Genomic DNA, 26,869 nt, shown 5'->3' with positions numbered 1-26,869 from the left:
TCCGTGATCACCGCCACCGGCATCGAGCTGCGCGCCGGCGCCCGCGTCCTCATCGAGTCCGCTTCCTTCCGCGTCGCCAAGGGCGACCGCATCGGCCTGGTCGGCCGCAACGGAGCGGGCAAGACCACCCTCACCAAGTGCCTCGCGGGCGAGGGCCAGCCCGCCGCCGGCTCCATCGCCCGCTCGGGTGAGGTCGGCTACCTGCCGCAGGACCCGCGCACCGGCGACCTCGACGTACTCGCCCGCGACCGGATCCTCTCCGCGCGCGGGCTCGACGTGCTGATCAAGAAGATGCGCATGAACGAGGAGCGCATCGCCACCGGCTCCGGCGGCACCCGCGACAAGGCGATGAAGCAGTACGAGCGCCAGGAGACCGAGTTCCTGACCAAGGGCGGCTACGCCGCCGAGGCGGAGGCCGCCACCATCTCGGCCGCCCTCGGCCTGCCCGACCGGGTGCTCGGCCAGCCGCTGCACACCCTCTCCGGCGGTCAGCGCCGCCGCGTCGAGCTCGCCCGGATCCTCTTCTCGGACGCCGACACCCTGCTCCTCGATGAGCCCACCAACCACCTCGACGCCGACTCGATCGTCTGGCTGCGCGACTACCTCAAGAACTACCGCGGCGGATTCATCGTGATCTCCCACGATGTCGACCTGGTCGAGACCGTCGTCAACAAGGTGTTCTACCTGGACGCCAACCGCGCCCAGATCGACGTCTACAACATGGGCTGGAAGCTCTACCAGCAGCAGCGCGAGGCCGACGAGAAGCGCCGCAAGCGCGAGCGTCAGAACGCCGAGAAGAAGGCCGCGGCCCTCAACTCGCAGGCCGACAAGATGCGCGCCAAGGCGACCAAGACCGTCGCCGCGCAGAACATGGCCAAGCGGGCGGAGCGGCTGCTGTCGGGCCTGGAGGCCGTCCGCGTCTCCGACAAGGTCGCCAAGCTCCGCTTCCCGGACCCGGCGCCCTGCGGCAAGACCCCGCTGACCGCGGAGGGCCTGTCGAAGTCCTACGGCTCGCTGGAGATCTTCACCGACGTCGACCTGGCCATCGACAAGGGCTCGCGCGTCGTGATCCTCGGCCTCAACGGCGCCGGCAAGACGACGCTGCTGCGCCTGCTGTCGGGCACCGAGAAGCCGGACACCGGCACCGTGACCCCCGGACACGGCCTCAAGCTCGGGTACTACGCCCAGGAGCACGAGACGCTCGACCCCGAGCGCACGGTCCTGGAGAACATGCGCTCCTCCGCGCCCGACCTGGACCTGGTCGCCGTCCGCAAGACGCTCGGCTCCTTCCTGTTCTCCGGCGACGACGTGGACAAGCCGGCGGGCGTCCTCTCCGGCGGCGAGAAGACCCGTCTGGCGCTGGCCACCCTGGTCGTCTCCTCCGCGAACGTCCTCCTGCTCGACGAGCCCACCAACAACCTCGACCCGGCCAGCCGCGAGGAGATCCTCGGCGCGCTGCGCACGTACAAGGGCGCGGTCATCCTCGTCACGCACGACGAGGGCGCCGTGGAGGCGCTGGAGCCGGAGCGGATCATCCTGCTGCCGGACGGCGTGGAGGACCTGTGGGGCCCGGACTACCGGGACCTCGTGGCGCTCGCCTAGTACGCGCGGGGCCCCGCGCGGACCCTCGCCGGGCCCCTCCACGACGTTGATCCAGTTCCTTATGGATCATTCGGCCCACGCGTGATCCATCATCTGAGTGAGGCGGTCTCATACCGCCGCACCGCCACGACGGCCCCGGCCGTGCCCGTACGGGTACGTGTCCGGGGCCCGTCCACTTTCCGGCGCCGTGCCCCTGACCTGGTGATTCCTTGCGCGAGCGGGGGAGTGTGACGGAGGTCATGTGGCGGAACGGGAGATTCCGTTCTGCTCGCGCGTCCACTCCTCGGGAAATGCCGTCGTACCGACCTTGCTGAATGGGTGGCCAGGATGGCGGGGAGGGGTGATCATGAGAAGTCCAGAGCGCACTTCCCATGAGGAGGCACGGGTGGCCGAGACTCTGAAGAAGGGTAGCCGGGTAACCGGCGCCGCGCGCGACAAGCTCGCGGCAGACCTGAAGAAGAAGTACGACTCCGGTGCGAGTATCCGGGCGCTGGCCGAGGAGACCGGCCGGTCCTACGGATTCGTCCACCGGATGCTCAGCGAGTCCGGAGTCGTGCTGCGCGGTCGCGGCGGCGCGACGCGCGGCAAGAAGGCGGCCTCGGCCTGACCCTGGCCGTCGCGGACGGTTCTTCGGTGGCCCCCGGTCGGCCATGCGGCCGACCGGGTGGTTACTGTGCAGTCACTTAGGCCGGGATTGCCGGCCGCTGCACACCGGAGGCACCGAGATGGCTCTGCTCGACAAGGACGGCGTACGGCTCACCGTGGACGACACGGTCGCCACGGTGACACTGACCAATCCGGCCAAGCGAAACGCTCAGTCCCCCGCGCTCTGGCGGGCTTTGGCGGAGGCCGGACGGTCGTTGCCGGGCAGTGTCCGGGTCGTCGTGCTGCGCGGCGAAGGCAAGTCCTTCTCCGCCGGACTCGACCGCCAGGCGTTCACGCCCGAGGGCTTCGAGGGTGAGCCGTCCTTCCTCGATCTGGCGCGCGGTTCGGAGGAATTGCTCGACGCCACCATCGCCGAGTACCAGGAGGCTTTCACCTGGTGGCGGCGCAACGACATCATCTCCGTCGCCGCCGTGCAGGGTCACGCGATCGGCGCCGGCTTCCAGCTCGCGCTCGCGTGCGACCTGCGCGTGGTCGCGGACGACGTGCAGTTCGCCATGCGCGAGACCAGCCTCGGCCTGGTGCCCGACCTGGCCGGGACCCAGCCGCTGACCGCGCTGGTCGGGTACGCCCGCGCGCTGGAGATCTGCGCGACGGGCCGCTTCGTGCACGCCGAAGAGGCCGAACGCGTCGGCCTCGCGAACCTCGTGGTCCCCGTGGACGAGCTGGACGCCGCCGTCCAGGACCTGGCGACGGCCCTGCTGGCCCCGCCGCGCGACGCGGTCATCGAGACGAAGGCGCTGCTCCGTGACGCCACGTCGCGCCCCTACGACACCCAGCGCAGCGCCGAACGCGCGGCGCAGGGCCGCCGCCTGCGGGACCTGGCCGGCCTCTCCGACTGACCCACCGGCCCCGGCTGCCCCGCCGGCCCCTCTGCCGGCCGCTCCGGCCGAGCCGCCGAAACCCCTCCGATCCGCCCGGCGTAGCGCGTCCTCGGGGCGGCGGAGGGGTTCCGCGCTTACGGCGGGCGTGAGTCCGCACGCTCGAAGAGACGCGTGGCTGCCCCTGCCGTTCCGGGGCCGCCGGCCCACTCCGGCCCCCGCCGGGCACCACCCGGGTTCCCTGGGGCTCCGCCCCAGACCCCGCGCCTCAACGCCGGCGAGGCTGAAATTTCCCCGCGGGGCTGCAAGTTCCCCCGCGGGGGTGGGAGTGCTACCGCGGGGCGGGGGGCGCCACGGGGGGATGGCTGGGGCCGGGGTGTCAGAAGCCGTGGCGGGCGCCGCCGTCGACGGGGAGCATGACGCCCGTCAGGTAGGACGCCGCCGGGGAGAGGAAGAACGCCGCCGTGCGGCCGAACTCCTCCGCCGTACCGTAGCGACGCAGCGGGATCCGCGATTCGTTCGCCGCCCGTGCGGCCGCCGCGTCACCGGACAGGCCGTCCAGCTCCTGCACCCGGTCCGTGTCGATCCGCGAGGGCAGCAGCCCGATGACCCGGATGCCCCGCGGGCCCAGGTCCACCGACAGGGACTTCGCGAAGCCGGCGAGCCCGGGGCGCAGGCCGTTGGAGATGGTCAGGCCCGGGATCGGCTCGTGCACCGAGCCCGAGAGCACGAAGCCGATGACCCCGCCCTCGCCCAGCTCGGCCGCCACCGCCCGGGCGAGGCGGACCGCGCCCAGGAAGACCGACTCGAAGGCGGCCGACCACTGCTCGTCGGTGTTGTCCGCCGCCGCTCCCGGAGCGGGGCCGCCGACGCTGATGAGGACGCCGTCGAGGCGGCCGAAGCGTTCCAGCGCGGTGGCGACGAGCCGCGCGGCCGCGCCGGGGTCGGAGTTGTCCGCCGCGACGCCCACCGCGTGCGGTCCCAGAGAGGCGGCGGCGGCAGTCGCGCGCTCCTGGTCCCGGCCGGTGACGACCAGCTTCGCGCCTTCGGCGGCCAGTTCGCGGGCGGATGCGTAGCCGAGGCCACGGGTGGCTCCGGTGACGATGTAGACACGGTCCTCAAGTCCAAGATCCATGCCGGACACGCTACGCCGAGGCGGTCGCCATTTCCGAGGCGGCCTTGGCCGACGCCTCGTCGCGGTCCCGCTTCTCCCGGCGCACCAGGATCACCCACCCCACGGGTACCGCCGCGGCGAACAGCCACCACTGCACGGCGTACGCCATGTGCGGGCCGATCGAGTCGTGGTCCGGCTCGGCGACCGGCTCCGGGCTGCCGCCCGCCGGGACCGGCGCGGTGAGCTCCAGGTAGCCGCCGAGCACGGGCCGGCCCACGTACGCCGTCTGCTGGGTGCTGTTGATCAGCATCACCTGGCGCTCGGGCAGGCCCTTGCGGTCCTTGATGCCGCTGTCGCCGCTGGTCTCGTCCGCCTTGAGCCGTCCGGTGACCGTCACCTCGCCCGTGGGCGCCGCCGGCACCGGCGGGTACGCGCGGGAGTCCTCGCCGCCCGCCACCCATCCGCGGTTGACCAGCACCGCCCGGCCGTCGTCCATCACCAGCGGGGTGACGACCTGGAAGCCGACCTTGTCGTCGTTGGAGGTCCGCATCCGCACGACCACCTCGTGCGCGGAGTCGTACGTACCGGTGGCGGAGACCGCACGCCAGTAGTCGTCCCTCGGGACGACGTGGCCCGGGGAGGTGAGCTCGCCCACGGGGACCGGCTTGCCGTACAGGTTCCTGGCGATCAGCTCGTTCTGCGCGACCCGGTGCTCATGGCGGTGGTACTGCCAGAACCCCAGCTTGATCATCGCGGGGATGAGGGCGAGGGTGATGAGGGTGAGGCACACCCACTGCCGGGTCAGCACAAAGCGGTACACGCCCACGACGGTACCCCCACCGGCTAAGTCCCCGGCGGCCGGGTGGCGTCATCCGGTGAAGCCGGCCGCGCTGCCCACCTTGTCCACGATGCCGGCCTTGCCCTCCGCGCGGGCGCAGTGCGCCCCGCAGTACCAGTGGCCGTCCGCCTCGACGCCCTGCCCGATGATCTGCACGCGGCAGTGCTCGCAGATGGGCGCCATCCGGTGGATGGCGCAGGAGAAGGAGTCGAACACGTGCCGTGCACCGTCCTGCGTCTCCACGTAGAACGCCAGGTCGTAATCGTTTCCGCATACTTCGCAACGGGCCATGCGCCACAGGGTGGGACCGGACGGCGGCCCCGGGGAAGAGGGTGCCTGGCGAGTCGTGCGAGGGTCACCCGTCTGCCGGAGCCACGTCCCTCAGGAGCTGGGTGAAGGCCGCCTCGTCGACCACCGGCGTTCCGAAGGATTTCGCCTTCACGGTCTTCGAGGTCGCCGAATCGGGGTCGTTGGTGACCAGGAGGCTCGTGAGCCGCGACACACTCGTCGCGACGTGCAGACCGGCCTCGACGGCACGGTCCTCCAGGAGCTCCCGGTCCACGGAGGTGTCCCCGGAGAACGCGATCCGCATGCCCTGCTTGAGCGGCTTGCCGTCCTCGAACCGGCCGGGGTTGGGGTACGGGCACGGCGGGCGCTTGCGGGAGGGCCGCCAGCTCGTCGCCCCGAAGGGGCCCTGGTAGCCGATGCGGGGCGCGGCGGGGGAGTCCGACCACTCCGTGAGCGGGCGGCATTCCAGCAGGGGCAGCCGTACGCCGTCCCGCGCGGCGGCGTGCAGCGAGGGCCGGAAGGCCTCGGCCAGGACGCGGGCGTCGTCGAGGGCGTGGTGGGCGCGCTGCTGGACCACGCCGAAGTGCGCGGCGAGCGACTCCAGCTTGTGGTTGGGCAGCGGGAGGTTCAGTTCCTTCGAGAGGGCGATGGTGCACAGCCGCTGACGGACCGGCGCCGCCGCGGCGGCCCGGGCGTACTCCCGGGCGATCATCTGCCAGTCGAAGATGGCGTTGTGCGCGACCAGCACCCGGTCCGCGAGGCGGCCGGAGAACTCCTCGGCGATGTCCTCGAAGAGCGGGGCGTCCTGGAGCATGTCGCTGGTCAGCCCGTGGATCCACACCGGCCCGGGATCCCGGCGCGGATTGACCAGGGTGTACCAGTGGTCCTCCACGTTGCCCTGCGCGTCGAGCCGGTAGACGGCGGCGGACACTATCCGGTCGTCGCGAGCGAGCCCGGTGGTCTCCACGTCGACGACCGCGTACCCCTGGGGGTACGCGGTCGGCCACATCGTCTCTGCGGTCGTTCGGTCGTCGAGCATGGTCACAGAGGATATCGGCACGGACTGACACCCGGGGCCCGACGGTTGCGGGAACGAGGCGGGCACCGGGTCGGGGAACGGGACGGGTCCGGGTCGGGGAACGAGCGGCCAGGCCCTCGGCCGTCGGCGGATCAGCCGGGCGCGGGCCGGCCCGGCCGACGGGGGCGGTGCGCGGGCGGCGCGACGGCGCGGTCCGGCGGCGGGGCGGGCGGGGGAGCCGGGGCAGGTGTCAACAGGGCCCGGACCAGAGCCCGTAGGGACAGCAGGAACAGCCGTTCCGGGTCCGGCGGGCGGGCCAGGGCGCGCGAGAGCGCCGGGTCCCCGGGCGCCGCGGCGGCCCCCCAGAGCTCGCCCTCGTCGGGGGACTGGGCGGGGGAGCGTTCGCGGTTCCGCTCCACGAGCAGGTAGCCGACGGTCTGGAACTGGACGGCGCGCACCGCGTCGGCGGCCCGGGCCCCGCGCAGCCCGGCCGCCCGGACCTCCTGCACGAGGGCCTGCTGGGCGGGGAGGAACATGCGCTCCGTCAGTCCGCGTTCGTGGACCATCGCGATCAGGTGCGGCCGCTCGCGCAGTTCGCGGCGCAGCAGCCGGGCCACGGAGACGATCCGCTCGGCCGGGGTGCGGCCCGAGGGCCTGATCGCGCCCATCTCCCGCACGGTGCGCTCCACGAGGGCGTCGAGCAGCGATTCGCGGTTGCCGACGTGCCAGTAGATGGAGGTGACGGCCGTACCGAGTTCCGCGGCGAGGCCCCGCATGGTGAGGGCCGCCGGGCCGTGCCGCCTGACCAGGGACGCGGCCGCGTCCAGTACCTCCTCGCGGGTCAGCGCGCTTCGCGCCATGGGTGCGCCGCCAATCTGTCGGTCCGTCAGTTCGCGCCGTCGTGGGCCTTTACCCTTCATCGTCCGCGGTGTAACTGTGTTACAGACCCGACCGAGAGGTGGTGCGAGACATGGCACGCGTACGGTACGGAGCGCGGACCGGGGCCGAGATCACGGCGTCGCGCGAGAAGAGCGCCAAGCTCCCCGACATCTGGTCCACCGGTGTGGTGGCCGTCTGGGAGAGCGACCCGGACGTGGTCGCGGCGGTCCTGCCGCCCCCGCTCAAGCCCGCCGAACGGCCCCTGGTGCGGGCGAACATCAGCAAGGTCGACCTGCCCGGGTACCCGCTCGGCGCCGGCTCGGTGGCCGTCGCGGCCCGCCACGGGGAGGTCGAGGGCTGGTACCCGCTGGTGATGCCGATGACCCACGAACGCGCCCTGATCGGCGGCCGTGAGGTGTTCGGCGAACCGAAGAAGCTGGGCGAGGTCACCGTCGAGCGCGAGGGCCTGGTCGTACGCGCCTCCCTCTCCCGGCACGGCATCGCGTTCGTCGAGGTGCGCGGCGCCGTGGACGGCGCCCTGCCGCTGCCCGGGCCCACCGTCAAGACCGACTTCTACTTCAAGTTCCTCCCGGCGGTCGACGGTTCGGGCTTCGAGGCCGACCCGGTGCTCGTGCACTGCACGCGCAACGAGAAGGTCCGCAGGCTGGAGCACCTCACCGGCGACGTGGTGCTGCGCGAGTCGATGTTCGACCCGGTGGCCGACCTCCCCGTGCGCCGCATCGTGGAACTGACCATCGGCGAGAAGACCACCGACCAGAAGGGCCGGGTCGCCGAACGCGTCAGCGCCCAGGCCCTGCTCCCGTACATCCACCAGCGCTACGACGACCCGCTCCAGGTACTCGACGGGCCGCCCGAGGGGAGCGTGTGAGATGCGCCTCGAACCGGGACAGGTCGCCGTCGTCACCGGTGCGGCCGGCGGCATCGGGCTCGCCATGGCCCGCCGCTTCGCCGCCGAGGGACTGCGGGTCGTGCTCGCCGACGTGGAGGAGGACGCCCTGCGCGAGGCGGCCGCCGGGCTGACCGCCGAAGGCGCCGAGGTACTGGCCAGGCTGGTCGACGTCAGCGAACGCGACTCGGTCGTCGCCCTCGCGGACGCCGCCTACGACGCCTTCGGCGCCGTCCACGTCCTGTGCAACAACGCGGGCGTCGGCTCCGGCGCCGAGGGCCGGATGTGGGAGCACGAGCCCAACGACTGGAAATGGGCGTTCGCGGTCAACGTCTGGGGCGTCTTCCACGGAATCCAGGCCTTCGTCCCCCGCATGATCGCGGGCGGCGCCCCCGGGCACGTCGTCAACACCAGCTCAGGCGACGGCGGCATCGCCCCGCTGCCCACCGCCTCCGTGTACGCCGTCACCAAGGCCGCCGTGGTCACCATGACCGAGTCGCTGTACGCCCACCTCAAGGCGGAGGGCGCGGAGGTCGGCGCCTCGGTCCTCTTCCCCGGGCCGCACATGCTGCGCACCGGCCTGTGGGAGTCGCACCGCAACCGGCCCGAACGCTACGCGAAGCAGCGGCCGCGCAAGACCCCGTACCGCAGTCTCGACGAGTACGAGGCCGCGATGAAACGAGCCGGCCACGAGGTGAGGTTCACCCCGGTGGAGGAGGTCGCCGAGCACGTGGTCGACGGCATCCGCGCCGACCGGTTCTGGATGCTCCCGGCCGGCGAGCACAGCGACCGGCAGATCCGCGCCCGTTCGCAATCGATGCTCGACCGCGCCAACCCCGCCTACCTCGAAAGCTTCATCCTCGACTGAGGAGCAGAGGAGCCCTGCCGTGAACGCGTACGAAGACCCGTACCTGATCATCTCCTCCGACTGCCACGCGGGACTGCCCACCGAGCGCTACCGCCCCTACCTCGACTCCCGCTTCCACCGACAGTTCGACGAGTTCCTCGGGCAGCGCGACGCCCGCCGCGAGGAGGCCACCCGGCTCGGGGTCCGCAACGAGGCCTTCGCCGAGAAGTGGTTCCACGACCACGAGGAAGGCCTCAAGGGCGGCTGGGACGTGGGGCAGCGGCTCAAGGAACTCGACGGCGACGGGGTGGCCGCCGAAGTCGTCTTCCCCGACGCGGACGCCGTCGACAGCGGGACCGCGGCGCCCTTCGGGGTCGGCCTCGGCCTCTCCGGCGACCAGGACCCCGAGCTCGGCATGGCCGGCGCCCGGGCCCACAACCGCTGGCTGGCGGAGTTCGTCTCCGAACATCCCGAACGGCACTGCGGGGTCGCCCTGCTGCCCATCACCGGCGAGCCGGCGGAGGTCGTCGCTGAGATCCACCGGGCGAAGGAGTCCGGGCTCGGCGCGCTGATGATCCCCTCCATGTGGGTGGACCGGCCGCCCTACCACGACCGCCGCTACGACCCGGTCTGGGCGGCGGCGGCCGAGACCGCGATGCCGGTCGTCACCCACTCGGGGGCCGCGCCCCGGCACGAGTACGGGGACCACCTCGGCATCTACGTCTCCGAGGTCACCTGGTGGCCGGCCCGCCCGCTGTGGTTCCTGCTGTGGTCCGGGGTCTTCGAACGGCACCCCGGGCTGAGGTTCGGCGTCGCGGAGTCGGGCTGCTGGTGGCTGCCCAACCAGCTGTGGTTCATGGACCGGCTGTACCTGGGGGCGCACGGCGGCAAGAAGCTCTCCCCGTTCGCGGAGCTGAGGCGGCCGCCCAGCGAATACCTGGACCGTCAGGTCTTCATCTGCGCGACGAACACCAAGCGGCGCGAGCTGGCCCAGCGCTACGAGATCGGCGTGGACAACATCCTGTGGGGCTCGGACTTCCCGCACCCCGAGGGCACCTGGCCGGACACCCGCAACTGGCTGCGGAACACGTTCCACGACATCCCGGTCGGCGAGAGCCGCCGGATGCTGGGCCTCGCCGCGGCGGAGGTCTTCGGCTTCGACACCGCCGAGCTGGCCCCGCTCGCCCGGCGGATCGGCCCGACCCCGGCGGATCTCGGCCAGAGCGCCGACCAGGCGGCGGTGGAAGCCTCCTGGGCCGGCTCCCGCGAGGTGGGCCGGCACTGGCTGACCGGCCACGACTTCCCGGTGCTGGGGGTCTCGTCATGACGCAGGACCGCTACACGGTCATCTCGGCGGACTGCCACGCGGGCGCCGACCTGCTCGACTACAAGCCGTACCTGGCCAAGCGCCACCACGACGAGTTCGACGCCTGGGCCGCCACGTACGTCAACCCGTACGAGGACCTGCTCGCCGACACCGCCGACCGCAACTGGAACTCGGCCCGGCGGGTGGCCGAACTCGAAGCGGACGGCATCGTCGCGGAGGTCGTCTTCCCCAACACCATCCCGCCGTTCTTCCCCAAGACCTCCCTGATGGCACAGCCGCCCACGGCCGCGGAGTACGAACTGCGCTGGGCGGGCCTGCAGGCCCACAACCGCTGGCTCGCCGACTTCTGCGCGGACGCCCCGGGCCGGCGGGCCGGGGTGGCCCAGATCCTGCTCAACGACGTGGACGCGGCGGTGCGGGAGGTCCGCCGCACCAGGGCGGCGGGCCTCACGGGCGGGATCCTCCTCCCGGGCGTCCCGCCGGGCTCCACCGTCCCCGAGCTGTACTCGTCGGCCTACGACCCGATCTGGGCGGTGTGCGACGAACTCGACGTCCCGGTCAACCACCACGGCGGCTCGGCGTCCCCGCCGCTCGGCGACGAACCGGCCGCCCGGGCCGTCTTCATGGTGGAGACCACCTGGTTCTCGCACCGCGCCCTGTGGCACCTGGTCTTCGGCGGCGCCTTCCGCCGGCACCCCGGCCTCAAGCTGGTCCTGACGGAGCAGGGCTCCGGCTGGATCCCGGGCGTGCTGGACATGCTGGACTACTACCATGCCCGGCTGGTCACCGCCTCGGCCACGGCGGAGGCCAAGTTCGGGGCGGGCCTGGCGGATTCCATGGGCAAGGGTCCGAGCGAGGTCTGGCGGGACAACTGCTTCGTGGGGGCGAGCTTCATGCGTCCCCACGAGGTCCCGCTGCGGGAGCGGATCGGCCTCGACAAGATCATGTGGGGCAGCGACTACCCCCACGACGAAGGCACCACCCCCTTCTCCCGCGAGGGCCTGCGCATCGCCTACGCGGGCCTGCCGAGGGAGGAGGTCGCCGCCATGGTCGGCGGGAACGCGGCCCGCGTCTACGGATTCGACCTGGACCTGCTGGACCCGTTGGCGGCGAAGCACGGACCCCTCGTCTCGGAAACCGCCGAACCCCTCACCGACATCCCCCCGCAGGCCACCAGCCCCGCCTTCGCCCGCGGCGCCTCGGTCCGCGTCTGGTGACGCGGACCCTCCGGGGCGGCTCGCGGCGGGCAGGTGATCCGCTCCGGAGGAGGCGGTCCGCCGCCGTGGACCGACGCGATCGGTACCCTGGGTAACCCCGATGGATACCGATCGGTAACAACCCCTAGCGGCGGTGGTGGGGGCGCCTCTATGGTGCGGGCATGCCGAACCTGCCCGATGTCGTGCTGTGGTCCATACCCGCCTTCGTGCTGCTCACCGTCGTGGAGCTGGTGAGCTACCGGCTCCATCCCGACGAGGACGCCGCCGGGTACGAGGCCAAGGACGCGGCCACCAGCATCGCCATGGGCCTCGGCAGCATCGGGTTCGACCTGCTCTGGAAGCTCCCGGTCGTCGCGGTCTTCACGGCGGTCTACGAACTGACCCCGCTGCGCGTGCCGTTCCTGTGGTGGACCGTCCCGCTGATGCTGCTCGCCCAGGACTTCCTCTACTACTGGCAGCACCGCGGCCACCACGTCATCCGGATCCTGTGGGCCTGCCACGTCGTCCACCACAGCAGCCGCCGGTTCAACCTGACCACCGCCCTGCGCCAGCCCTGGACCAGCGCCACCACCTGGTGGTTCTACCTGCCGATGGTCGCCCTCGGCGTGCACCCGGCCGTCATCCCGTTCTGCTACGGCATCAACCTGCTCTACCAGTTCTGGGTCCACACCGAGCGCATCGGCAAACTGCCGCGGGCCTACGAGTACGTCTTCAACACCCCCTCCCACCACCGCGTCCACCACGCCTCCCAAGGGGGCTACCTGGACCGCAACTTCGGCGGGATCCTGATCATCTGGGACCGGATGTTCGGCTCCTGGGTGGGGGAGGAGGAGAAGCCCGTCTACGGACTCACCAAGAACATCGACACCTTCAACCCGCTGCGCGTGGCCACCCACGAGTACGCCGCCATCGCCCGCGACGTCCGCGCCGCCCGCAGCTGGCGCGAGCGCGCCGGACGGGTCTTCCGCGGCCCCGGCTGGCAGCCCGCCCCGGCCGCCGAGCCCGCCAAGGCGCCGGCGGAGCACGCCGCGTGAGCGCCACCGGGTCCCGTACCCCCTCCTGGGCCCGCCCCGTACCGGACGACACCCGCGGACGGGTGCTGCTCGCCGCGTTCGCCGCCGCCGGGGTGCTCGACCTCCTCTCGCTGCTCGCCGGCTGGCACCTCGGGCACGTCCTCGCCAAGCCGCTGCTGATGCCGCTGCTCGTCGCCCACGTGGTCACCCGAGGGGCGCCCCGGCTGCTGGTCGCGGCCCTGCTGTTCGGTTGGGGCGGGGACCTGGCGCTGCTCGTCGACGCCGGCCCCGCCTTCCTCGTCGGCATGGGCTCCTTCGCCGCCGGGCACGTCTGCTACCTCGTGCTCTTCGGCCGGGGCAGGACACACCCCGCGCTCGTGGGCGCGTACGCCGCCGCGCTCGTCGGGACGGTCGCGCTGCTCTGGGGCGACCTTCCGGGCGACCTGCGGGTGCCCGTCGCCGGGTACAGCCTGCTGCTCACCGCGATGGCCTGCCGCGCCGGCGCCCTCGGGACGCGCGCGGCGATCGGCGGGGCGCTGTTCCTGCTCTCCGACACCCTCATCGCCACCGGCGTCGCCGACTGGCCGCAGCCGCCCCGCCCCGACCTGTGGATCATGGCCACCTACCTCGCGGCCCAGTACCTGCTGGCCACGGGCGCGCTCGCCTCCCGGCAGGCGTACGGTGGGTCAGTCATACAAGACTGAACCAACCTGATCGGAGGGCAGCGCCACCATGCGTGCCACCGTCATCCACGCCCCGCACGACATCCGCGTGGAGGAGGTGCCCGACGCTGCGATCCAGCGCCCCGAGGACGCCGTCGTCCGCGTCCTGCGTGCCTGCATCTGCGGCAGCGACCTGTGGGCCTACCGCGGCGCGGCCGAGCGCCAACCCGGCCAGCGCATCGGCCACGAGTTCCTCGGCATCGTCGAGGAGACCGGCTCCGCCGTGTCCGGCCTGCGCGCGGGCGACCTCGTGGTGGCGCCCTTCATGTGGTCGGACGGCACCTGCGACTACTGCTCCGAGGGCCTGTACACCTCCTGCGTGCACGGCGGCTTCTGGGGCTCGGTCGGCCACGACGGCGGCCAGGGCGAGGCCGTGCGGGTACCGCACGCCGACGGCACGCTGGTGAAGCTGCCCGCCGACGCCGCCTCCGACGACCACCTGCTGACCGGGCTGCTCGCGCTGTCCGACGTCATGGGCACCGGCCACCACGCCGCCGTGGGCGCCGGCGTCCGCGAGGGCTCCACGGTCGCCGTCGTCGGGGACGGCGCGGTCGGCCTGTGCGGCGTCCTCGCCGCCAAGCGGCTCGGTGCCGAGCGGATCATCGCCCTGGGCCGTCACACCGCCCGCACCGACATCGCGAAGCTGTTCGGGGCCACCGACATCGTCGCCGAGCGCGGCGAGGCCGCCGAGGCGGCCGTCCGCGAGCTCACCGGCGGCCAGGGCGCCCACTGCGTCATCGAGGCCGTCGGTACCGAGGAGTCCATGCGCACCGCGGTGAACATCGCCCGCGACGGCGGGACCATCGGCTACGTCGGCGTCCCGCACGGCAGCGGCACCGGCCTCGACCTCGGCGTCATGTTCGACCGCAACCTCACCCTGCGCGGCGGCGTCGCCCCGGTGCGCGCGTACATCCCGGAGCTGCTGGAGGACGTGCTGAGCGGCGCGATCGACCCGGCGCCCGTCTTCGACCGGGCGGTCTCCCTCGACGGGGTGCCGGACGGCTACCGCGCGATGGACGACCGCAGCGCCCTCAAGGTCCTGATCACGCTCTGAGGACGGTCCCGCACGGCCGGCCGGGGGAGCTTCCCCGGCCGGCCGTGCACGTCCCGCGCTACTGCACGTCCCGCGCTACTGCACGTCCCGCGCTACTTCACGGCCTTGAGCGCGTCCACCACGCCGTAGCCGTAATAACCCGTCTGGCCCCACTTGGCCTGGCAGGTGCCGGCGTCGACCAGGGTGCCCGCGGCGTCGTAGATCTTCTCCGGGCAGGCCGTCTTCGTGGCCTGCGCCTTGAGCATGGCCTGGAGCTGCGAGGGCGTCGCCGTCGGGTGGGCGCTCTTGAGGAGGGCCGCGACGCCCGCGACGTGCGGACCGGCCATCGAGGTGCCCTGCTTGTAGCCGTAGCCGCCGCCCGGGAGGGTGGACAGCACGCGGCCGTTGGCGTCCGGGGTGTCGGGCACCTGCCACTTGTCGCCGCCCGGCGCCGCCACGTCTATGACGCCGAGACCGTAGCTGGAGTAGTAGGACCGCAGCCCCTTGTCACCGGTGGCGGAGACGGAGACCACGCCCGGCAGCTGCGTCGGCAGGTCCAGGCAGTCGTGCGGGTCGATCGTGCGCGGCGCCGGGGTGCCGTCGTCCGGGCTCGTCGTGTCGGTGATCGAGTGGGAGGCCAGGTCCCAGTTCTCGTTGCCCGCGGAGGCCACGTTGAGCACGCCCTTGCGCTCCGCGTACTTGGCCGCCCGGCCGAGGGCCTCCACCAGCGCCTTCTGGTCGTCGTCCGACTTGCAGTTGAAGTACCAGGGGTCGACGTAGTAGCTGTTGTTGGTCACCTCGATCCCCTTCTCGGCGGCGAACACGAAGCCGCAGACGACCGCTTCGGTGTAGAAGAGGCTGGTCCCGGGCTCGCTCACCTTGATCGCGGCGACCTTCGCGCCCGGTGCGACACCGCTGATGCCGATGCCGTTGCGGGCGGCCGCGATGGTGCCCGCCACGTGCGTGCCGTGGTCGCTGCCGTCCGGGTACGGGCGCCAGGCGCCGTCCGTGGTGTCGGCGACGCCGCCGACGCAGTTGGCCGACTGGCTCTTGGAGAAGTTCGGGGCGAGGTCCGGGTGAGTGTCGTCGACGCCCGTGTCGATGACCCCGACCGTGACGTCCGGGCTGCCGGCGTTGAGCGCCTGCGCCTGGTCGGCCTTGATCGCCCGCAGGTCCCACTGGTTGGGCTCCAGCGGCTCCTGCCCGGGCTGCGCGCTCGCCGCCGCCTTCGCCGCGTCCGCCGCGCCGAGGCGCTGCGTGGTGCCCTCCTCGGTCGTCTGCACCGTCTTGAGGGGGGCGGTGCGGGTGGCGCCGACCGACACGAACAGGCCGCGCTGGGCGCGCAGCTGCTTGGCGAAGTCGGGGTTGCGGGAGTGTGCGACGACCACCCCGATCTGCTCGTACGAGGTCACCACCGTTCCGCCGGCCCGCTCGACGGCCTTCTGCGCCGCCGTGACGGTGGCGTACGTGTTCAGGTTCGCCACGTACGACAGCTCGGGACCGGAGGTGTCGGGCTTGGCCCCGGCCGCCGCGCCGGCCGTCGTGCCCAGGGGCGCGGCGGAGGCCGCGACCGGGGACAGGAAGGCGAGCGAGGCGGTGAGCGCGAGGCCGACCGGTACGGCGAGACGGCCGTGCCTCTTGGGGGATCGTGACCCCAGCTGAGCCATGGGTTCTCCACATCATCAGTGAAAGGGCCGTCCGCGCGTGGTCCGCGCAGGCGACGGGTTCATGACAGGCGAACCTAGTACCGGCCTTCACCCCTGCGCCATCAGTTCGAAGAATCCGGTGGAACGAGCAGGACGGCGGAAAACGGCCTCAGAAACGGAACGTGTTGAACCGTCCCGTCGCGCGAGCCGTGCCGTTGTCAGGGGGAACCGGCGCCACCGCTCCCCACCACGGAGGTCGTTTTGTCCGTACCCGCCCCCTCGCACCCGCGTCACAAGGAGAGCCCCCGGTGACAACCCAAGCAGCAGCGCAGCCGCCCGGCGGCGTGGAACCACGCCCGGCGGGTCCCACGGCCGAAGACTTCGAACGCGTCCAGCAGAGCCCGGAGTTCGCCGAACTGCGCCGCTCCCACCGCTCCTTCGCCTTCCCCCTCACCGTCGCGTTCATCGCCTGGTACCTCCTGTACGTCCTGCTCTCGAACTACGCGGGCGGTTTCATGGGGACCAAGCTCTTCGGCAACATCAACGTCGCCCTCGTCCTCGGCCTCGCCCAGTTCGCGACGACCTTCCTCATCGCCTGGCTCTACGCGCGGCACGCCGCCACCGGGCTCGACCCCAAGGCCGCCGCCATCAAGGCGCGGATGGAGGCCGGAGAATGAGCACTCCACTGCACCTGACGGCCGCCGCCGGGGCCACCGAGCACCGCCCGCTGATCATGACCCTGTTCGGGCTGTTCGTGGTCGCCACCCTCGTCATCACCATCTGGGCCGGCCGCCAGACCAAGGACGCCGCCGACTTCTACGCCGGCGGCCGCCAGTTCACCGGCTTCCAGAACGGCCTGGCCATCTCCGGCGACTACATGTCAGCCGCGTCCTTCCTCGGCATCGCGGGGGCCATCGCGCTCTTCGGCTACGACGGCTTCCTCTACTCCATCGGCTTCCTCGTCGCCTGGCTGGTGGCCCTGCTGCTGGTCGCCGAGCCGCTGCGCAACTCCGGCCGCTACACGATGGGCGACGTCCTCGCCTACCGGATGCGCCAGCGGCCCGTACGCACCGCCGCGGGCACCTCCACCATCGTGGTGTCGATCTTCTACCTGCTCGCCCAGATGGCCGGCGCGGGCGTGCTGGTCTCGCTGCTCCTGGGCATCACCAGCGACGGCGGCAAGGTGGCCGTCGTCGCCCTGGTCGGCGTCCTGATGATCCTCTACGTGACCATCGGCGGGATGAAGGGCACCACCTGGGTCCAGATGGTCAAGGCCGTCCTGCTCATCGCGGGCGCCCTGCTGGTCACCTTCCTAGTGCTGCTCAAGTTCCACTTCAACATCTCCGACCTGTTGGGCAAGGCCGCCGAGAACAGCGGCCAAGGCGCCAAGTTCCTGGAGCCCGGTCTCAAGTACGGCACCAACGGGACCACGAAGCTGGACTTCATCTCGCTGGGCATCGCGCTGGTCCTGGGCACCGCCGGCCTGCCGCACATCCTGATCCGCTTCTACACCGTGCCCACCGCCAAGGCCGCCCGTAAGTCCGTGAACTGGGCCATCGGCATCATCGGGGCCTTCTACCTGATGACGATCGCCCTCGGCTTCGGCGCCGCGGCCCTGCTCAAGCGGGCCGACATCCTCGCCTCCAACAAGGCGGGCAACACCGCGGCGCCGCTGCTCGCGCAGGAGGTCGGCGGCGGTCCCGGCACCACCGGCGGGGCCATCCTGCTCGCGGTGATCTCCGCGGTCGCCTTCGCCACGATCCTCGCGGTGGTCGCCGGCCTGACCCTCGCCTCCTCCTCGTCCTTCGCGCACGACATCTACGTGAACGTCATCCGCAGGGGCAAGGCCACCGAGAAGGAGGAGGTCCGCGCGGCCCGCTGGTCCACCGTCGTGATCGGCGCCGTGGCCATCGGGCTCGGCGCCCTCGCCCGCGACCTCAACGTCGCCGGTCTGGTCGCCCTCGCCTTCGCCGTCGCGGCGTCCGCCAACCTGCCGACGATCCTCTACAGCCTGTTCTGGAAGCGCTTCACCACCCAGGGCGCGCTGTGGTCCATCTACGGCGGCCTGGTCTCCTCGGTCGTCCTCGTGCTCTTCTCGCCGGTGGTCTCAGGCAAGCCCACCTCGATGTTCAAGGGCGCCGACTTCTACTGGTTCCCGCTGGAGAACCCCGGCATCGTCTCCATCCCGCTCGGCTTCCTCCTCGGCTGGCTGGGAACCCTCCTGTCCAAGGAGGAGGCCGACCCCCGGAAGTTCGCCGAACTCGAAGTCCGGGCCCTGACGGGAACAGGCGCTCACTGAAATACTCCGGACACCCGTCGTGGCCGTGTCGTACTTCCCTACGACACGGCCACGGCACGTCTCGTTCGTTCAGGCACCACAACAAGTCACGGGCGTCGCGTAGGCTCGAAAGCAGCGCACACATGTCTCGACCGAGCGGCGCTACCTCTATGAAGCGGACAGGGGAGGGGGCCCACAGTGCTTCTCGACACCTACGGCCGTGTGGCCACTGACCTGCGCGTCTCACTCACGGACCGGTGCAACCTGCGCTGCACCTACTGCATGCCCGAGGAAGGCCTGCAGTGGCTGCAGAAGACGGACCTGCTCAGCGACGACGAGATCGTCCGGCTGATCCGCATCGCCGTCACCCGGCTCGGCATCACCGAGGTCCGGTTCACCGGCGGCGAACCGCTGCTGCGCCCCGGTCTCGTCGGCATCGTCGAGCAGTGCGCGGCCCTCGAACCGCGGCCCGACATGTCGCTGACCACCAACGGCATCGGGCTCAAGCGCACCGCACAGGCGCTCAAGGCCGCCGGCCTGGACCGAGTAAACGTCTCCCTGGACACCCTGCGGCCCGAGGTGTTCAAGACCCTCACCCGCCGCGACCGTCACCACGACGTCATCGACGGCATGGCGGCCGCCCGGGAGGCCGGTCTCACCCCGGTGAAGGTCAACGCGGTGCTCATGCCGGGCCTCAACGACGACGAGGCCCCCGACCTGCTCGCCTGGGCCGTGGAGAACGAGTACGAACTCCGCTTCATCGAGCAGATGCCGCTCGACGCGCAGCACGGCTGGAAGCGCGACGGCATGATCACCGCAGGTGACATCCTGGCTTCGCTGCGCACCCGCTTCACCCTCACCGAGCAGGGCGCCGACGAACGCGGCTCCGCCCCCGCCGAGCGCTGGCTCGTCGACGGCGGCCCGGCCACCGTCGGGGTCATCGCCTCCGTCACCCGCCCGTTCTGCGGCGCCTGCGACCGCACCCGCCTCACGGCCGACGGCCAGGTGCGTACGTGCCTCTTCGCGACCGAGGAGTCGGACCTGCGGGGCGCGCTGCGCTCGGGCGCCCCGGACGAGGAGATCGCCCGCCTGTGGAAGGTGGCGATGTGGGGCAAGAAGGCCGGCTCCGGCCTCGACGACCCGAGTTTCCTCCAGCCCGACCGCCCGATGTCGGCGATCGGCGGCTAGGCCGGCCGGCAGCCACCCGTCACATCACGAGGCCCCGTCCGGCGACCGGACGGGGCCTCGACCCGTTCTCAAGCGAAACTCAGGCACTCCTGCGGCGGGTCTTCAGCGCTCGCGCTCCGAGCCCTCCGGCTGGACCCACTCCTCCAGCTTCACGACGTCCTTGAGGAACCCGCGCACGTCCAGGAACCGCGAGAGGTGCTCGCGGTGCTCCTCGCAGGCCAGCCACGTCTTGCGGCGCTCCGGTGTGTGCAGCTTCGGGTTGTTCCACGCCAGGACCCAGACCGCCGCGGCGCGGCAGCCCTTGGCGGAGCAGGTGGGATCGGTGCCGGGGGCGCTGGTGTCCGTATCAGGGGAGTTCACAGCCTCAACCCTACAAACGGAAGGGCGACGCCGAGCAGCCACGGGGGGAGCTGCCCGGCGTCGGTCCGTCGCTCCGACGGGGGATGCGGAGCGCGTAGGCAGTATGTCACGCAGGACCCGGTGCGGTGCACCGGAACTTCATGATTGATCTGAGGTTTTCTTGAGGTTTCCCGCCTCCAGCACCGGGCGCACCGGAGCGGGCAGGAAGTGCGAGGGCAGCGAGGGCGCCGACTCGCGACCCGCGTTGGCGATGACCACCGCGACGTAGGGCAGCAGGGCGCCCGCCACCAACGTCACGATCGCCACATGACGCTCCACGTTCCATAGGAAAACGGTCGCGATGACCGAGAGGGTCCTGATCGTCATCGAGATCACGTACCGGCGCTGCCGACCGCGCACGTCCTCGCTGAGGCCCATCCGCGCTCCGGTGATCCGGAAGACCTCGGCCCCGTTCCGCTTCGACCGTTCCACGCTCCACCACCCGATCCACCCGCCGGGCGCTCCCGGCCCGGACCCCTTCCACCGTACGCCGCCGCCACCGGGGCGAGGAGAGGGGGTGCCCCCGAACGGCGCTGCCGGAATGCGGCCCACGCGGGCCGAGCCGAGACTGGGCCCACCTGCGCACAACGCGCCGCGAGGAGGCTCGACATGCATTGGTTGTGGGCGATCATCGTCGGTTTGGTGCTGGGGCTGATCGCCAGGGCCATCCTGCCGGGCAAGCAGCACCAGCCGATCTGGCTGACCGTGATCTTCGGCATCATCGGAGGCGTCCTCGGCAACGCCGTGGCCACCTGGATCGGCGTCCACGACACCAAGGGCATCGACTGGATCCGGCACCTGCTCCAGCTCGCCGGAGCCGTCCTGATCGTCGGACTCGGCGACATGGTCTACATGGCCCTCAAGGGCGACCGGCGGCGCCAGATGACCTGAGCGGCCCGGCGCGCTCCGCGGGCACGGCGAAGGGGCCGGTACGGACGTCCGTACCGGCCCCTTCGCCATGCCCACGGAGGGCGCCGGGGCCGTCAGCCCGTGACCTCGACCGCGGCCAGGTTCTTCTTGCCGCGGCGCAGTACGAGCCAACGCCCGTGCAGCAGGTCCTCCGCGGCCGGGACCGCGTCCTCGGCGGTCACCTTCACGTTGTTCACGTAGGCACCGCCCTCCTTCACCGTCCGGCGGCCCGCCGACTTGCTCGCGACCAGGCCCGTCTCCGCGAAGAGGTCCACGACCGGGGCGAGCTCCGCGACCCGGGCGTGCGGCAGCTCCGACAGGGCCGCGGCCAGCGTCGGCGCGTCCAGGTCGGCCAGCTCGCCCTGGCCGAACAGCGCCTTCGAGGCGGCGATCACCGCGTCGCACTGGTCGGCGCCGTGCACCAGCGTCGTCAGTTCCTGGGCCAGCGCCCGCTGGGCGGCGCGCGCCTGCGGCCGCTCGGCGGTCTGCTTCTCCAGCTCCTCCAGCTCCTCGCGGGACTTGAAGGACAGGATCCGCATGTAGCCCGAGATGTCCCGGTCGTCCACGTTCAGCCAGAACTGGTAGAACGCGTAGGGGGTGGTCATCTCCGGGTCGAGCCAGACGGCCCCGCCCTCGGTCTTGCCGAACTTCGTACCGTCCGACTTGACCATCAGGGGCGTCGCCAGCGCGTGCACCTGGGCCTGCGGCTCCAGCTTGTGGATCAGGTCCAGGCCGGCCACCAGGTTGCCCCACTGGTCCGAGCCGCCCTGCTGGAGCGTGCAGCCGTGGCGCCGGTACAGCTCCAGGAAGTCCATGCCCTGGAGCAGCTGGTAGCTGAACTCGGTGTAGCTGATGCCTTCCTGGGACTCCAGCCGGCGGGCCACCGAGTCCTTCGTCAGCATCTTGTTGACGCGGAAGTGCTTGCCGATGTCCCGCAGGAACTCGATGGCGGACATGCCCGCCGTCCAGTCCAGGTTGTTCACCATGACGGCCGCGTTCTCGCCCTCGAAGGACAAGAACGGCTCGATCTGCGTACGCAGGCGCGTCACCCAGTTCGCGACCGTCTCCGGGTCGTTCAGGGTGCGCTCGGCGGTCGGCCGCGGGTCGCCGATCTGACCGGTGGCCCCGCCGACCAGCGCCAGCGGCCGGTGACCGGCCTGCTGGAGCCGGCGCACCGTGAGCACCTGCACCAGGTGGCCCACGTGCAGCGAGGCCGCCGTCGGGTCGAATCCGCAATAGAACGTGACCGGACCGTCCGCGAACGCCTTGCGCAGCGCTTCTTCGTCGGTGGACTGGGCGAACAGCCCGCGCCACTTCAGTTCGTCGACGATGTCCGTCACGGTCGTGACTCTCCTTGAACGAGATGAACCAGATGAAGAGGGGTTTCCCCGCCAGTCTAGGCGGGCGGGGAGGACCCCTCAGACGCCCTTGCTGACCGAGCTCATGTTGAAGTCCGGGATCCGCAGGGCCGGCATCGAGGTGCGGGTGAACCAGTCGCTCCACTCGCGCGGCAGGGTCTTCTCGCTCCGGCCGGCCTCCGTGGCCCTCGACAGCAGGTCCACGGGGGACTCGTTGAACCGGAAGTTGTTGACCTCGCCGATGACCTCGCCGTTCTCCACGAGGTACACGCCGTCCCGGGTCAGCCCGGTCAGCAGCAGCGTCGCCGGGTCGACCTCGCGGATGTACCAGAGGCAGGTCAGCAGCAGGCCGCGCCCCTGGTGGCCGGTGCCCGCCACCATCTCCTCCAGCGACTTCTCCCCGCCCCCGTCCAGGATCAGGTTCCCGAAGCCGGGGGAGAGCGGGAGCCCGGTCAGGTCCGCGCTGTGCCGGGTCGTGGTCAGCCGGGCCAGCTCGCCGCCGCTCATCCACTCCGTGGCCGGGACCGGTAGGCCGTTGTCGAACACCGAGGCGTCGTCACCGGAGCTGTGCGCGATCACGAACGGCGCGGACTCCAGGCCCGCCGCGTTCGGGTCGCTGCGCAGTGTCAGCGGCAGCCGGGACAGCCGCTCCCCGATCCGGGTGCCGCCGCCGGGCTTGGAGAAGACCGTCCGGCCCTCCACCGCGTCCCGGGCCGCCGCCGACCACATCTGGTAGATCAGCAGGTCCGCCACCGCCGTCGGGGGCAGCAGGGTCTCGTACCGCCCGGCCGGCAGGTCGAAGCGGCGCTCCGCCCAGCCCAGGCGTACGGCGAGCTCCGCGTCCAGCGCGGTCGGGTCCACGTCCTTGAAGTCCCGCGTGGCCCGGCCGGCCCACGCCGAGCGCCGGCGGTCCGGCGACTTCGCGTTCAGCTCCAGCGTGCCGTTCGGCTGGTCGTGGCGCAGCCGCAGGCCCGTCGAGGTGCCGACGTAGGTGGAGACCAGCTCGTGGTTGGCGAAGCCGTACAGCTCCCGGCCGCCCGCGCGGGCCCGGGCGAAGGCCTCGCCGAGGGCCGGGGCGAAGTCGGTGAACACCGCAGAGGAGGTTTCGGCCGGGGCGTCGGTGAAGTCCGGCGAGGCCGGTGTACCGGTGACCAGGGGCTGGGCGTCCTCCGCCGGGCCCGCGTTCCGCGCGGCCGCCTCGGCGGCGCGCACCAGAGGTTCCAGGTCGGCCGCGGTGACGGCGGAGCGCGACACGACCCCCGAGGCCGTGCCCTCCTTGCCGTCGACGGTGGCGATGACCGTCAGGGTCCGGCCGCGGGTGACGCCGTTGGTGGTGAGCGCGTTGCCCGCCCAGCGCAGGTTGGCCGTCGACTCCTCGTCGGCGATGACGACGCAGCCGTCGGCGGTGGACAGCTCCAGGGCCCGCTCGACGATCTCGTGGGGCTTGGTACGAACCGACATCAGCGTCCGGCCTCCTGGGTCGTGTTCAAGATGTTCACGTCGCGGAACAGCGCGGACGGGCAGCCGTGGGACACGGACGCGACCTGGCCCGGCTGTGCCTTGCCGCAGTTGAAGGCGCCGCCGAGCACGTACGTCTGCGGGCCGCCCACCTTCTCCATCGAGCCCCAGAACTCGGTGGTCGTGGCCTGGTACGCCACGTCGCGCAGCTGCCCCGCCAGCCGGCCGTTCTCGATGCGGAAGAACCGCTGGCCGGTGAACTGGAAGTTGTAGCGCTGCATGTCGATCGACCAGGAGCGGTCGCCGACCACGTAGATCCCGCGCTCCACCCCGCCGATCAGGTCCTCCGTGGACAGGCCGCCCGGATCCGGCCGCAGCGAGACGTTCGCCATCCGCTGCACCGGCACGTGGCCCGGCGAATCCGCGAACGCGCAGCCGTTGGAGCGCCCCAGCCCGGTCAGCTTCGCGATCCGCCGGTCCAGCTGGTAGCCGACCAGGGTGCCGTCCTTGACCAGGTCCCAGCTCTGCGCCTCGACGCCCTCGTCGTCGTAGCCGATGGTGGCCAGGCCGTGCTCCGCCGTGCGGTCACCGGTCACGTTCATGATCGAGGAGCCGTACTTGAGCTCGCCCAGCTGGTCGAAGGTGGCGAAGGAGGTCCCGGCGTACGCGGCCTCGTAGCCCAGCGCCCGGTCCAGTTCGGTGGCGTGCCCGATGGACTCGTGGATGGTCAGCCACAGGTTGGACGGGTCCACGACCAGGTCGTAGCGGCCGGCCTCCACGCCGGGCGCCCGCATCTTCTCGGCGAGCAGTCCGGGGATCTGCTCCAGCTCGGAGTCCCAGTCCCAGCCGGTGCCCGTCAGGTACTCCCAGCCGCGCCCGGCCGGCGGGGCGATGGTGCGCATCGAGTCGAACTCGCCGGTGGAGGCGTTGACGGCGACCGCGGTGAGCTGGGGGTGGATCCGTACCCGCTGCTGGGTGGTGGAGGTGCCGGCGGTGTCGGCGTAGAACTTGTTCTCGTGGACCGCCAGCAGCGACGCGTCGACGTGCGTCACGCCGTCCGCCGCCAGCAGCCGCGCGCTCCACTCGGCCAGCAGGGCCGCCTTCTGCGCGTCCGGCACCTCGAACGGGTTCACGTCGTAGGCGGAGATCCAGGTCCGGTCGGCGTGCACCGGCTCGTCGGCGAGCTCCACCCGCTCCGTCGAACCCGCGGCCTTGAGCACCTGCGCCGACAGCTTGGCCATGGCCACGGCCTGCGAGGCCACCTTCGCCGCGCCGTCCATGGTCAGGTCCACACCGGAGGCGAAGCCCCAGGAGCCGCCGTGCACCACGCGCACCGCGTAGCCGAGGTCGGTGGTGTCCGAACTGCCGGACGGCTTGGCGTCGCGCAGCCGCCAGGAGGCGCTGCGGATCCGCTCCAGCCGGAAGTCGGCGTGGTCGGAGCCCAGCGCGCGCGCCCGCGCGAGCGCCGCGTCGGCGAGCGCCCGCAAGGGCAGCGCGGTGAATGCCGCGTCGATGGAATGGGGCACGTCGATTCCTCCCGGGGTCGGGGCCGGTCGCCCCGATCATGTCGCGCCCGGGGCCGTTGTGCACACTTCTTTCTGTAGAGACTCCACAGAGGCTGCGGCAAGGCCCTGTCGGGCCCCGATTCTCCTTATCCAGGGCGGGACCGATAGGTTTTTGTTCATCACACAGCTAAGCGAAAGGGTGATCCGTTGAGCCGCTCGGTTCTCGTCACCGGAGGAAACCGGGGCATCGGCCTCGCCATCGCCCGAGTCTTCGCGGAGGCGGGCGACAAGGTCGCGATCACGTACCGGTCCGGCGAGCCACCGCAGGAGCTCGCCTCGCTGGGTGTCCTGGCGGTCCGCTGCGACATCACCGACTCGGAGCAGGTGGAGCAGGCCTACAAGGAGATCGAGGACAAGCACGGCGCGGTCGAGGTCCTGGTGGCCAACGCCGGCATCACCAAGGACACGCTGCTCATGCGGATGTCCGAGGAGGACTTCGCCTCGGTCGTCGACACCAACCTCACCGGCACGTTCCGGGTCGTCAAGCGGGCCAACCGCGGGATGCTGCGTGCCAAGAAGGGCCGCGTCGTCCTGATCTCCTCGGTCGTCGGCCTCCTCGGTGCGGCCGGCCAGGCCAACTACGCCGCCTCGAAGGCCGCGCTCGTGGGCTTCGCCCGCTCGCTCGCCCGTGAGCTGGGATCGCGCAACATCACCTTCAACGTCGTCGCCCCCGGTTTCGTGGACACCGACATGACGAAGGTGCTCACCGACGAGCAGCGCGCGGCCATCGTGGGCCAGGTGCCCTTGGGCCGCTACGCGCAGCCCGAGGAGATCGCGGCGGCCGTGAGCTTCCTGGCGTCCGACGACGCCGCGTACATCACCGGAGCCGTCATTCCCGTAGACGGCGGATTGGGCATGGGTCACTGATCACCATGAGTGGAATTCTCGAAGGCAAGCGCATCCTCGTCACGGGGGTGCTGATGGAGTCGTCCATCGCCTTCCATGCCGCCAAGCTGGCCCAGGAGCAGGGCGCCGAGGTCATCCTCACCGCGTGGCCGCGCCCCTCGCTCACCGAGCGCATCGCCAAGAAGCTGCCCAAGCCGGTCAAGGTGATCGAGCTCGACGTCACCAACGAGGAGCACCTGGCCCGCCTGGAGGGCCTCGTCCGCGACGAGCTCGGCGGCCTGGACGGGGTCGTCCACTCCATCGGCTTCGCGCCGCAGGACGCCCTGGGCGGCAACTTCCTCAACACCCCGTTCGAGTCGGTCGCCACCGCCATGCACGTCTCGGCGTTCTCGCTGAAGTCGCTCACCATGGCCTGCAAGCCGCTGTTCCCGCACGAGGGCGCGGCCGTCGTCGGCCTGACCTTCGACGCGCAGTTCGCCTGGCCGCAGTACGACTGGATGGGCCCGGCCAAGGCCGCGCTGGAGGCCACCAGCCGCTACCTGGCCCGCGACCTGGGCAAGGAGAACATCCGCTGCAACCTGGTCTCGGCCGGTCCGCTCGGCTCGATGGCCGCGAAGTCCATCCCCGGCTTCTCCGACCTGGCCGACGTGTGGAACTCCCGCTCCATGCTGGAGTGGGACATGAGCGATCCGGAGCCCACGGGCCGGGCCATCGTGGCCCTGCTCTCCGACTGGTTCCCGAAGACGACGGGCGAGATCGTCCACGTGGACGGCGGCCTGCACGCGATGGGCGCCTGACCTTCGCGTCCCTTACGTCCGTACGGCGGTGGGGGGGGGGGGCCCCCCGGGGGGGGCCCCCCCCCCCCCCGCCCCCGCCCCCGGGGGGGGGGGGCCGGGCGGGGCCAAAAGCGTGGTTGGGATAGACGGTATTAAA

General features: G+C 71.6%; 27 protein-coding genes. 16 read left to right on the top strand and 11 right to left on the bottom strand.

What is annotated here, in order from left to right; genetic code table 11:
* Nucleotides 1-3: 3 nt before the first annotated feature.
* The 3 genes from ACIA6C_RS00265 to ACIA6C_RS00255 all read left to right on the top strand — a co-directional run bounded on the left by ACIA6C_RS00265 (nucleotide 4) and on the right by ACIA6C_RS00255 (nucleotide 3,107).
* Nucleotides 4-1,602 carry an ABC-F family ATP-binding cassette domain-containing protein gene (locus ACIA6C_RS00265; RefSeq protein WP_190181943.1) on the top strand — a complete coding sequence of 533 codons (1,599 nt, stop codon included), beginning with the start codon at nucleotides 4-6 and terminating at the stop codon, nucleotides 1,600-1,602.
* A gap of 385 nt (nucleotides 1,603-1,987) precedes the next feature.
* Complete coding sequence (locus ACIA6C_RS00260) at nucleotides 1,988-2,209, top strand: helix-turn-helix domain-containing protein (protein WP_005319113.1); 222 nt, start codon at nucleotides 1,988-1,990, stop codon at nucleotides 2,207-2,209.
* Between the two features lie 118 nt (nucleotides 2,210-2,327).
* Nucleotides 2,328-3,107 carry an enoyl-CoA hydratase/isomerase family protein gene (locus ACIA6C_RS00255; RefSeq protein ID WP_399271798.1) on the top strand — a complete coding sequence of 260 codons (780 nt, stop codon included), beginning with the start codon at nucleotides 2,328-2,330 and terminating at the stop codon, nucleotides 3,105-3,107.
* Nucleotides 3,108-3,465: 358 nt separating this feature from the next.
* Here ACIA6C_RS00255 and ACIA6C_RS00250 read toward each other — a convergent pair whose 3' ends face one another.
* The 5 genes from ACIA6C_RS00250 to ACIA6C_RS00230 form a co-directional block, all read right to left on the bottom strand.
* The gene (locus tag ACIA6C_RS00250) at nucleotides 3,466-4,221 is read right to left on the bottom strand and encodes an SDR family oxidoreductase (protein WP_399271797.1); all 756 of its coding nucleotides are present in this window, start codon (nucleotides 4,219-4,221) and stop codon (nucleotides 3,466-3,468) included.
* A gap of 10 nt (nucleotides 4,222-4,231) precedes the next feature.
* Complete coding sequence (locus ACIA6C_RS00245) at nucleotides 4,232-5,020, bottom strand: SURF1 family protein (RefSeq protein WP_366082336.1); 789 nt, start codon at nucleotides 5,018-5,020, stop codon at nucleotides 4,232-4,234.
* 48 nt (nucleotides 5,021-5,068) lie between these two features.
* Nucleotides 5,069-5,329, bottom strand: coding sequence for a hypothetical protein (locus ACIA6C_RS00240; protein WP_361137977.1), 261 nt, complete (start codon nucleotides 5,327-5,329; stop codon nucleotides 5,069-5,071).
* Nucleotides 5,330-5,393: 64 nt separating this feature from the next.
* Nucleotides 5,394-6,371, bottom strand: a complete 978-nt coding sequence (locus tag ACIA6C_RS00235; protein ID WP_361138056.1) for a DEDDh family exonuclease — start codon at nucleotides 6,369-6,371, stop codon at nucleotides 5,394-5,396.
* 125 nt (nucleotides 6,372-6,496) lie between these two features.
* A complete protein-coding gene (locus ACIA6C_RS00230; RefSeq protein WP_366082335.1) occupies nucleotides 6,497-7,204 on the bottom strand; it encodes a TetR family transcriptional regulator in 708 nt (235 codons plus the stop codon).
* 110 nt (nucleotides 7,205-7,314) lie between these two features.
* Here ACIA6C_RS00230 and ACIA6C_RS00225 point away from each other — a divergent pair, with 110 nt between their 5' ends.
* The 7 genes from ACIA6C_RS00225 (at nucleotide 7,315) to ACIA6C_RS00195 (ending at nucleotide 14,310) form a co-directional block, all read left to right on the top strand.
* Nucleotides 7,315-8,112, top strand: coding sequence for an acetoacetate decarboxylase family protein (locus tag ACIA6C_RS00225; protein WP_399271794.1), 798 nt, complete (start codon nucleotides 7,315-7,317; stop codon nucleotides 8,110-8,112).
* A gap of 1 nt (nucleotide 8,113) precedes the next feature.
* A complete protein-coding gene (locus ACIA6C_RS00220) occupies nucleotides 8,114-8,998 on the top strand; it encodes an SDR family NAD(P)-dependent oxidoreductase (RefSeq protein WP_399271792.1) in 885 nt (294 codons plus the stop codon).
* A 19-nt stretch (nucleotides 8,999-9,017) separates the two neighbouring features.
* Nucleotides 9,018-10,304, top strand: coding sequence for an amidohydrolase family protein (locus ACIA6C_RS00215; protein WP_399271790.1), 1,287 nt, complete (start codon nucleotides 9,018-9,020; stop codon nucleotides 10,302-10,304).
* Entirely contained in the window at nucleotides 10,301-11,521 is a 1,221-nt protein-coding gene (locus tag ACIA6C_RS00210; RefSeq protein ID WP_399271788.1) for an amidohydrolase family protein, read from the top strand. The genes ACIA6C_RS00215 and ACIA6C_RS00210 overlap by 4 nt, the downstream gene beginning before the upstream one ends.
* A 161-nt stretch (nucleotides 11,522-11,682) precedes the next feature.
* Nucleotides 11,683-12,555 carry a sterol desaturase family protein gene (locus tag ACIA6C_RS00205; RefSeq protein WP_361137984.1) on the top strand — a complete coding sequence of 291 codons (873 nt, stop codon included), beginning with the start codon at nucleotides 11,683-11,685 and terminating at the stop codon, nucleotides 12,553-12,555.
* The gene (locus ACIA6C_RS00200; RefSeq protein ID WP_399271786.1) at nucleotides 12,552-13,238 is read left to right on the top strand and encodes a lysoplasmalogenase; all 687 of its coding nucleotides are present in this window, start codon (nucleotides 12,552-12,554) and stop codon (nucleotides 13,236-13,238) included. Before ACIA6C_RS00205 ends, ACIA6C_RS00200 begins: the two co-directional genes overlap by 4 nt.
* A gap of 28 nt (nucleotides 13,239-13,266) precedes the next feature.
* Nucleotides 13,267-14,310, top strand: coding sequence for a zinc-dependent alcohol dehydrogenase family protein (locus tag ACIA6C_RS00195; RefSeq protein WP_399271784.1), 1,044 nt, complete (start codon nucleotides 13,267-13,269; stop codon nucleotides 14,308-14,310).
* 92 nt (nucleotides 14,311-14,402) lie between these two features.
* On the opposite strand, the gene ACIA6C_RS00190 is transcribed toward ACIA6C_RS00195, so the two are convergent.
* Nucleotides 14,403-15,956, bottom strand: a complete 1,554-nt coding sequence (locus tag ACIA6C_RS00190) for a S8 family peptidase (RefSeq protein ID WP_399271782.1) — start codon at nucleotides 15,954-15,956, stop codon at nucleotides 14,403-14,405.
* 287 nt (nucleotides 15,957-16,243) lie between these two features.
* Here ACIA6C_RS00190 and ACIA6C_RS00185 point away from each other — a divergent pair, with 287 nt between their 5' ends.
* The 3 genes from ACIA6C_RS00185 (at nucleotide 16,244) to moaA (ending at nucleotide 19,401) form a co-directional block, all read left to right on the top strand.
* Nucleotides 16,244-16,612: a DUF485 domain-containing protein gene (locus ACIA6C_RS00185; protein ID WP_399271781.1), complete on the top strand. Its 369-nt coding sequence runs from the start codon at nucleotides 16,244-16,246 to the stop codon at nucleotides 16,610-16,612.
* Nucleotides 16,609-18,234, top strand: a complete 1,626-nt coding sequence (locus ACIA6C_RS00180) for a cation acetate symporter (RefSeq protein WP_361137993.1) — start codon at nucleotides 16,609-16,611, stop codon at nucleotides 18,232-18,234. Before ACIA6C_RS00185 ends, ACIA6C_RS00180 begins: the two co-directional genes overlap by 4 nt.
* A gap of 177 nt (nucleotides 18,235-18,411) precedes the next feature.
* Nucleotides 18,412-19,401, top strand: a complete 990-nt coding sequence (gene moaA, locus ACIA6C_RS00175) for a GTP 3',8-cyclase MoaA (protein WP_361137995.1) — start codon at nucleotides 18,412-18,414, stop codon at nucleotides 19,399-19,401.
* 102 nt (nucleotides 19,402-19,503) lie between these two features.
* On the opposite strand, the gene ACIA6C_RS00170 is transcribed toward moaA, so the two are convergent.
* Both ACIA6C_RS00170 and ACIA6C_RS00165 read right to left on the bottom strand, forming a co-directional pair.
* Entirely contained in the window at nucleotides 19,504-19,761 is a 258-nt protein-coding gene (locus ACIA6C_RS00170; protein ID WP_361137997.1) for a hypothetical protein, read from the bottom strand.
* Between the two features lie 138 nt (nucleotides 19,762-19,899).
* The gene (locus tag ACIA6C_RS00165) at nucleotides 19,900-20,232 is read right to left on the bottom strand and encodes a DUF3099 domain-containing protein (RefSeq protein ID WP_366082324.1); all 333 of its coding nucleotides are present in this window, start codon (nucleotides 20,230-20,232) and stop codon (nucleotides 19,900-19,902) included.
* A 177-nt stretch (nucleotides 20,233-20,409) separates the two neighbouring features.
* Between ACIA6C_RS00165 and ACIA6C_RS00160 the strand changes: the two genes are divergently transcribed.
* A complete protein-coding gene (locus tag ACIA6C_RS00160) occupies nucleotides 20,410-20,691 on the top strand; it encodes a GlsB/YeaQ/YmgE family stress response membrane protein (protein ID WP_361137999.1) in 282 nt (93 codons plus the stop codon).
* Between the two features lie 92 nt (nucleotides 20,692-20,783).
* Here the strand turns inward: ACIA6C_RS00160 and tyrS are convergent, their stop codons facing one another.
* The 3 genes from tyrS to ACIA6C_RS00145 all read right to left on the bottom strand — a co-directional run bounded on the left by tyrS (nucleotide 20,784) and on the right by ACIA6C_RS00145 (nucleotide 25,051).
* The gene (tyrS, locus tag ACIA6C_RS00155) at nucleotides 20,784-22,049 is read right to left on the bottom strand and encodes a tyrosine--tRNA ligase (RefSeq protein WP_399271777.1); all 1,266 of its coding nucleotides are present in this window, start codon (nucleotides 22,047-22,049) and stop codon (nucleotides 20,784-20,786) included.
* A gap of 78 nt (nucleotides 22,050-22,127) precedes the next feature.
* A complete protein-coding gene (locus ACIA6C_RS00150; RefSeq protein ID WP_361138003.1) occupies nucleotides 22,128-23,528 on the bottom strand; it encodes a metallopeptidase TldD-related protein in 1,401 nt (466 codons plus the stop codon).
* Nucleotides 23,528-25,051 carry a TldD/PmbA family protein gene (locus ACIA6C_RS00145; protein ID WP_399271775.1) on the bottom strand — a complete coding sequence of 508 codons (1,524 nt, stop codon included), beginning with the start codon at nucleotides 25,049-25,051 and terminating at the stop codon, nucleotides 23,528-23,530. Before ACIA6C_RS00145 ends, ACIA6C_RS00150 begins: the two co-directional genes overlap by 1 nt.
* A gap of 186 nt (nucleotides 25,052-25,237) precedes the next feature.
* Between ACIA6C_RS00145 and fabG the strand changes: the two genes are divergently transcribed.
* Entirely contained in the window at nucleotides 25,238-25,957 is a 720-nt protein-coding gene (fabG, locus tag ACIA6C_RS00140; RefSeq protein ID WP_361138006.1) for a 3-oxoacyl-[acyl-carrier-protein] reductase, read from the top strand.
* A 5-nt stretch (nucleotides 25,958-25,962) separates the two neighbouring features.
* Nucleotides 25,963-26,733, top strand: a complete 771-nt coding sequence (gene fabI, locus ACIA6C_RS00135) for an enoyl-ACP reductase FabI (RefSeq protein ID WP_361138007.1) — start codon at nucleotides 25,963-25,965, stop codon at nucleotides 26,731-26,733.
* The last annotated feature ends 136 nt before the right edge of the window (nucleotides 26,734-26,869 follow it).

Origin of the sequence: Streptomyces sp. NPDC051578, from assembly GCF_044454045.1 — a bacterium.
In the GTDB taxonomy this organism is placed as follows: Bacteria; Actinomycetota; Actinomycetes; order Streptomycetales; family Streptomycetaceae; genus Streptomyces.
Note: the sequence above shows the minus strand (reverse complement) of the source record. Positions and strands in the feature narration are given on the sequence as shown.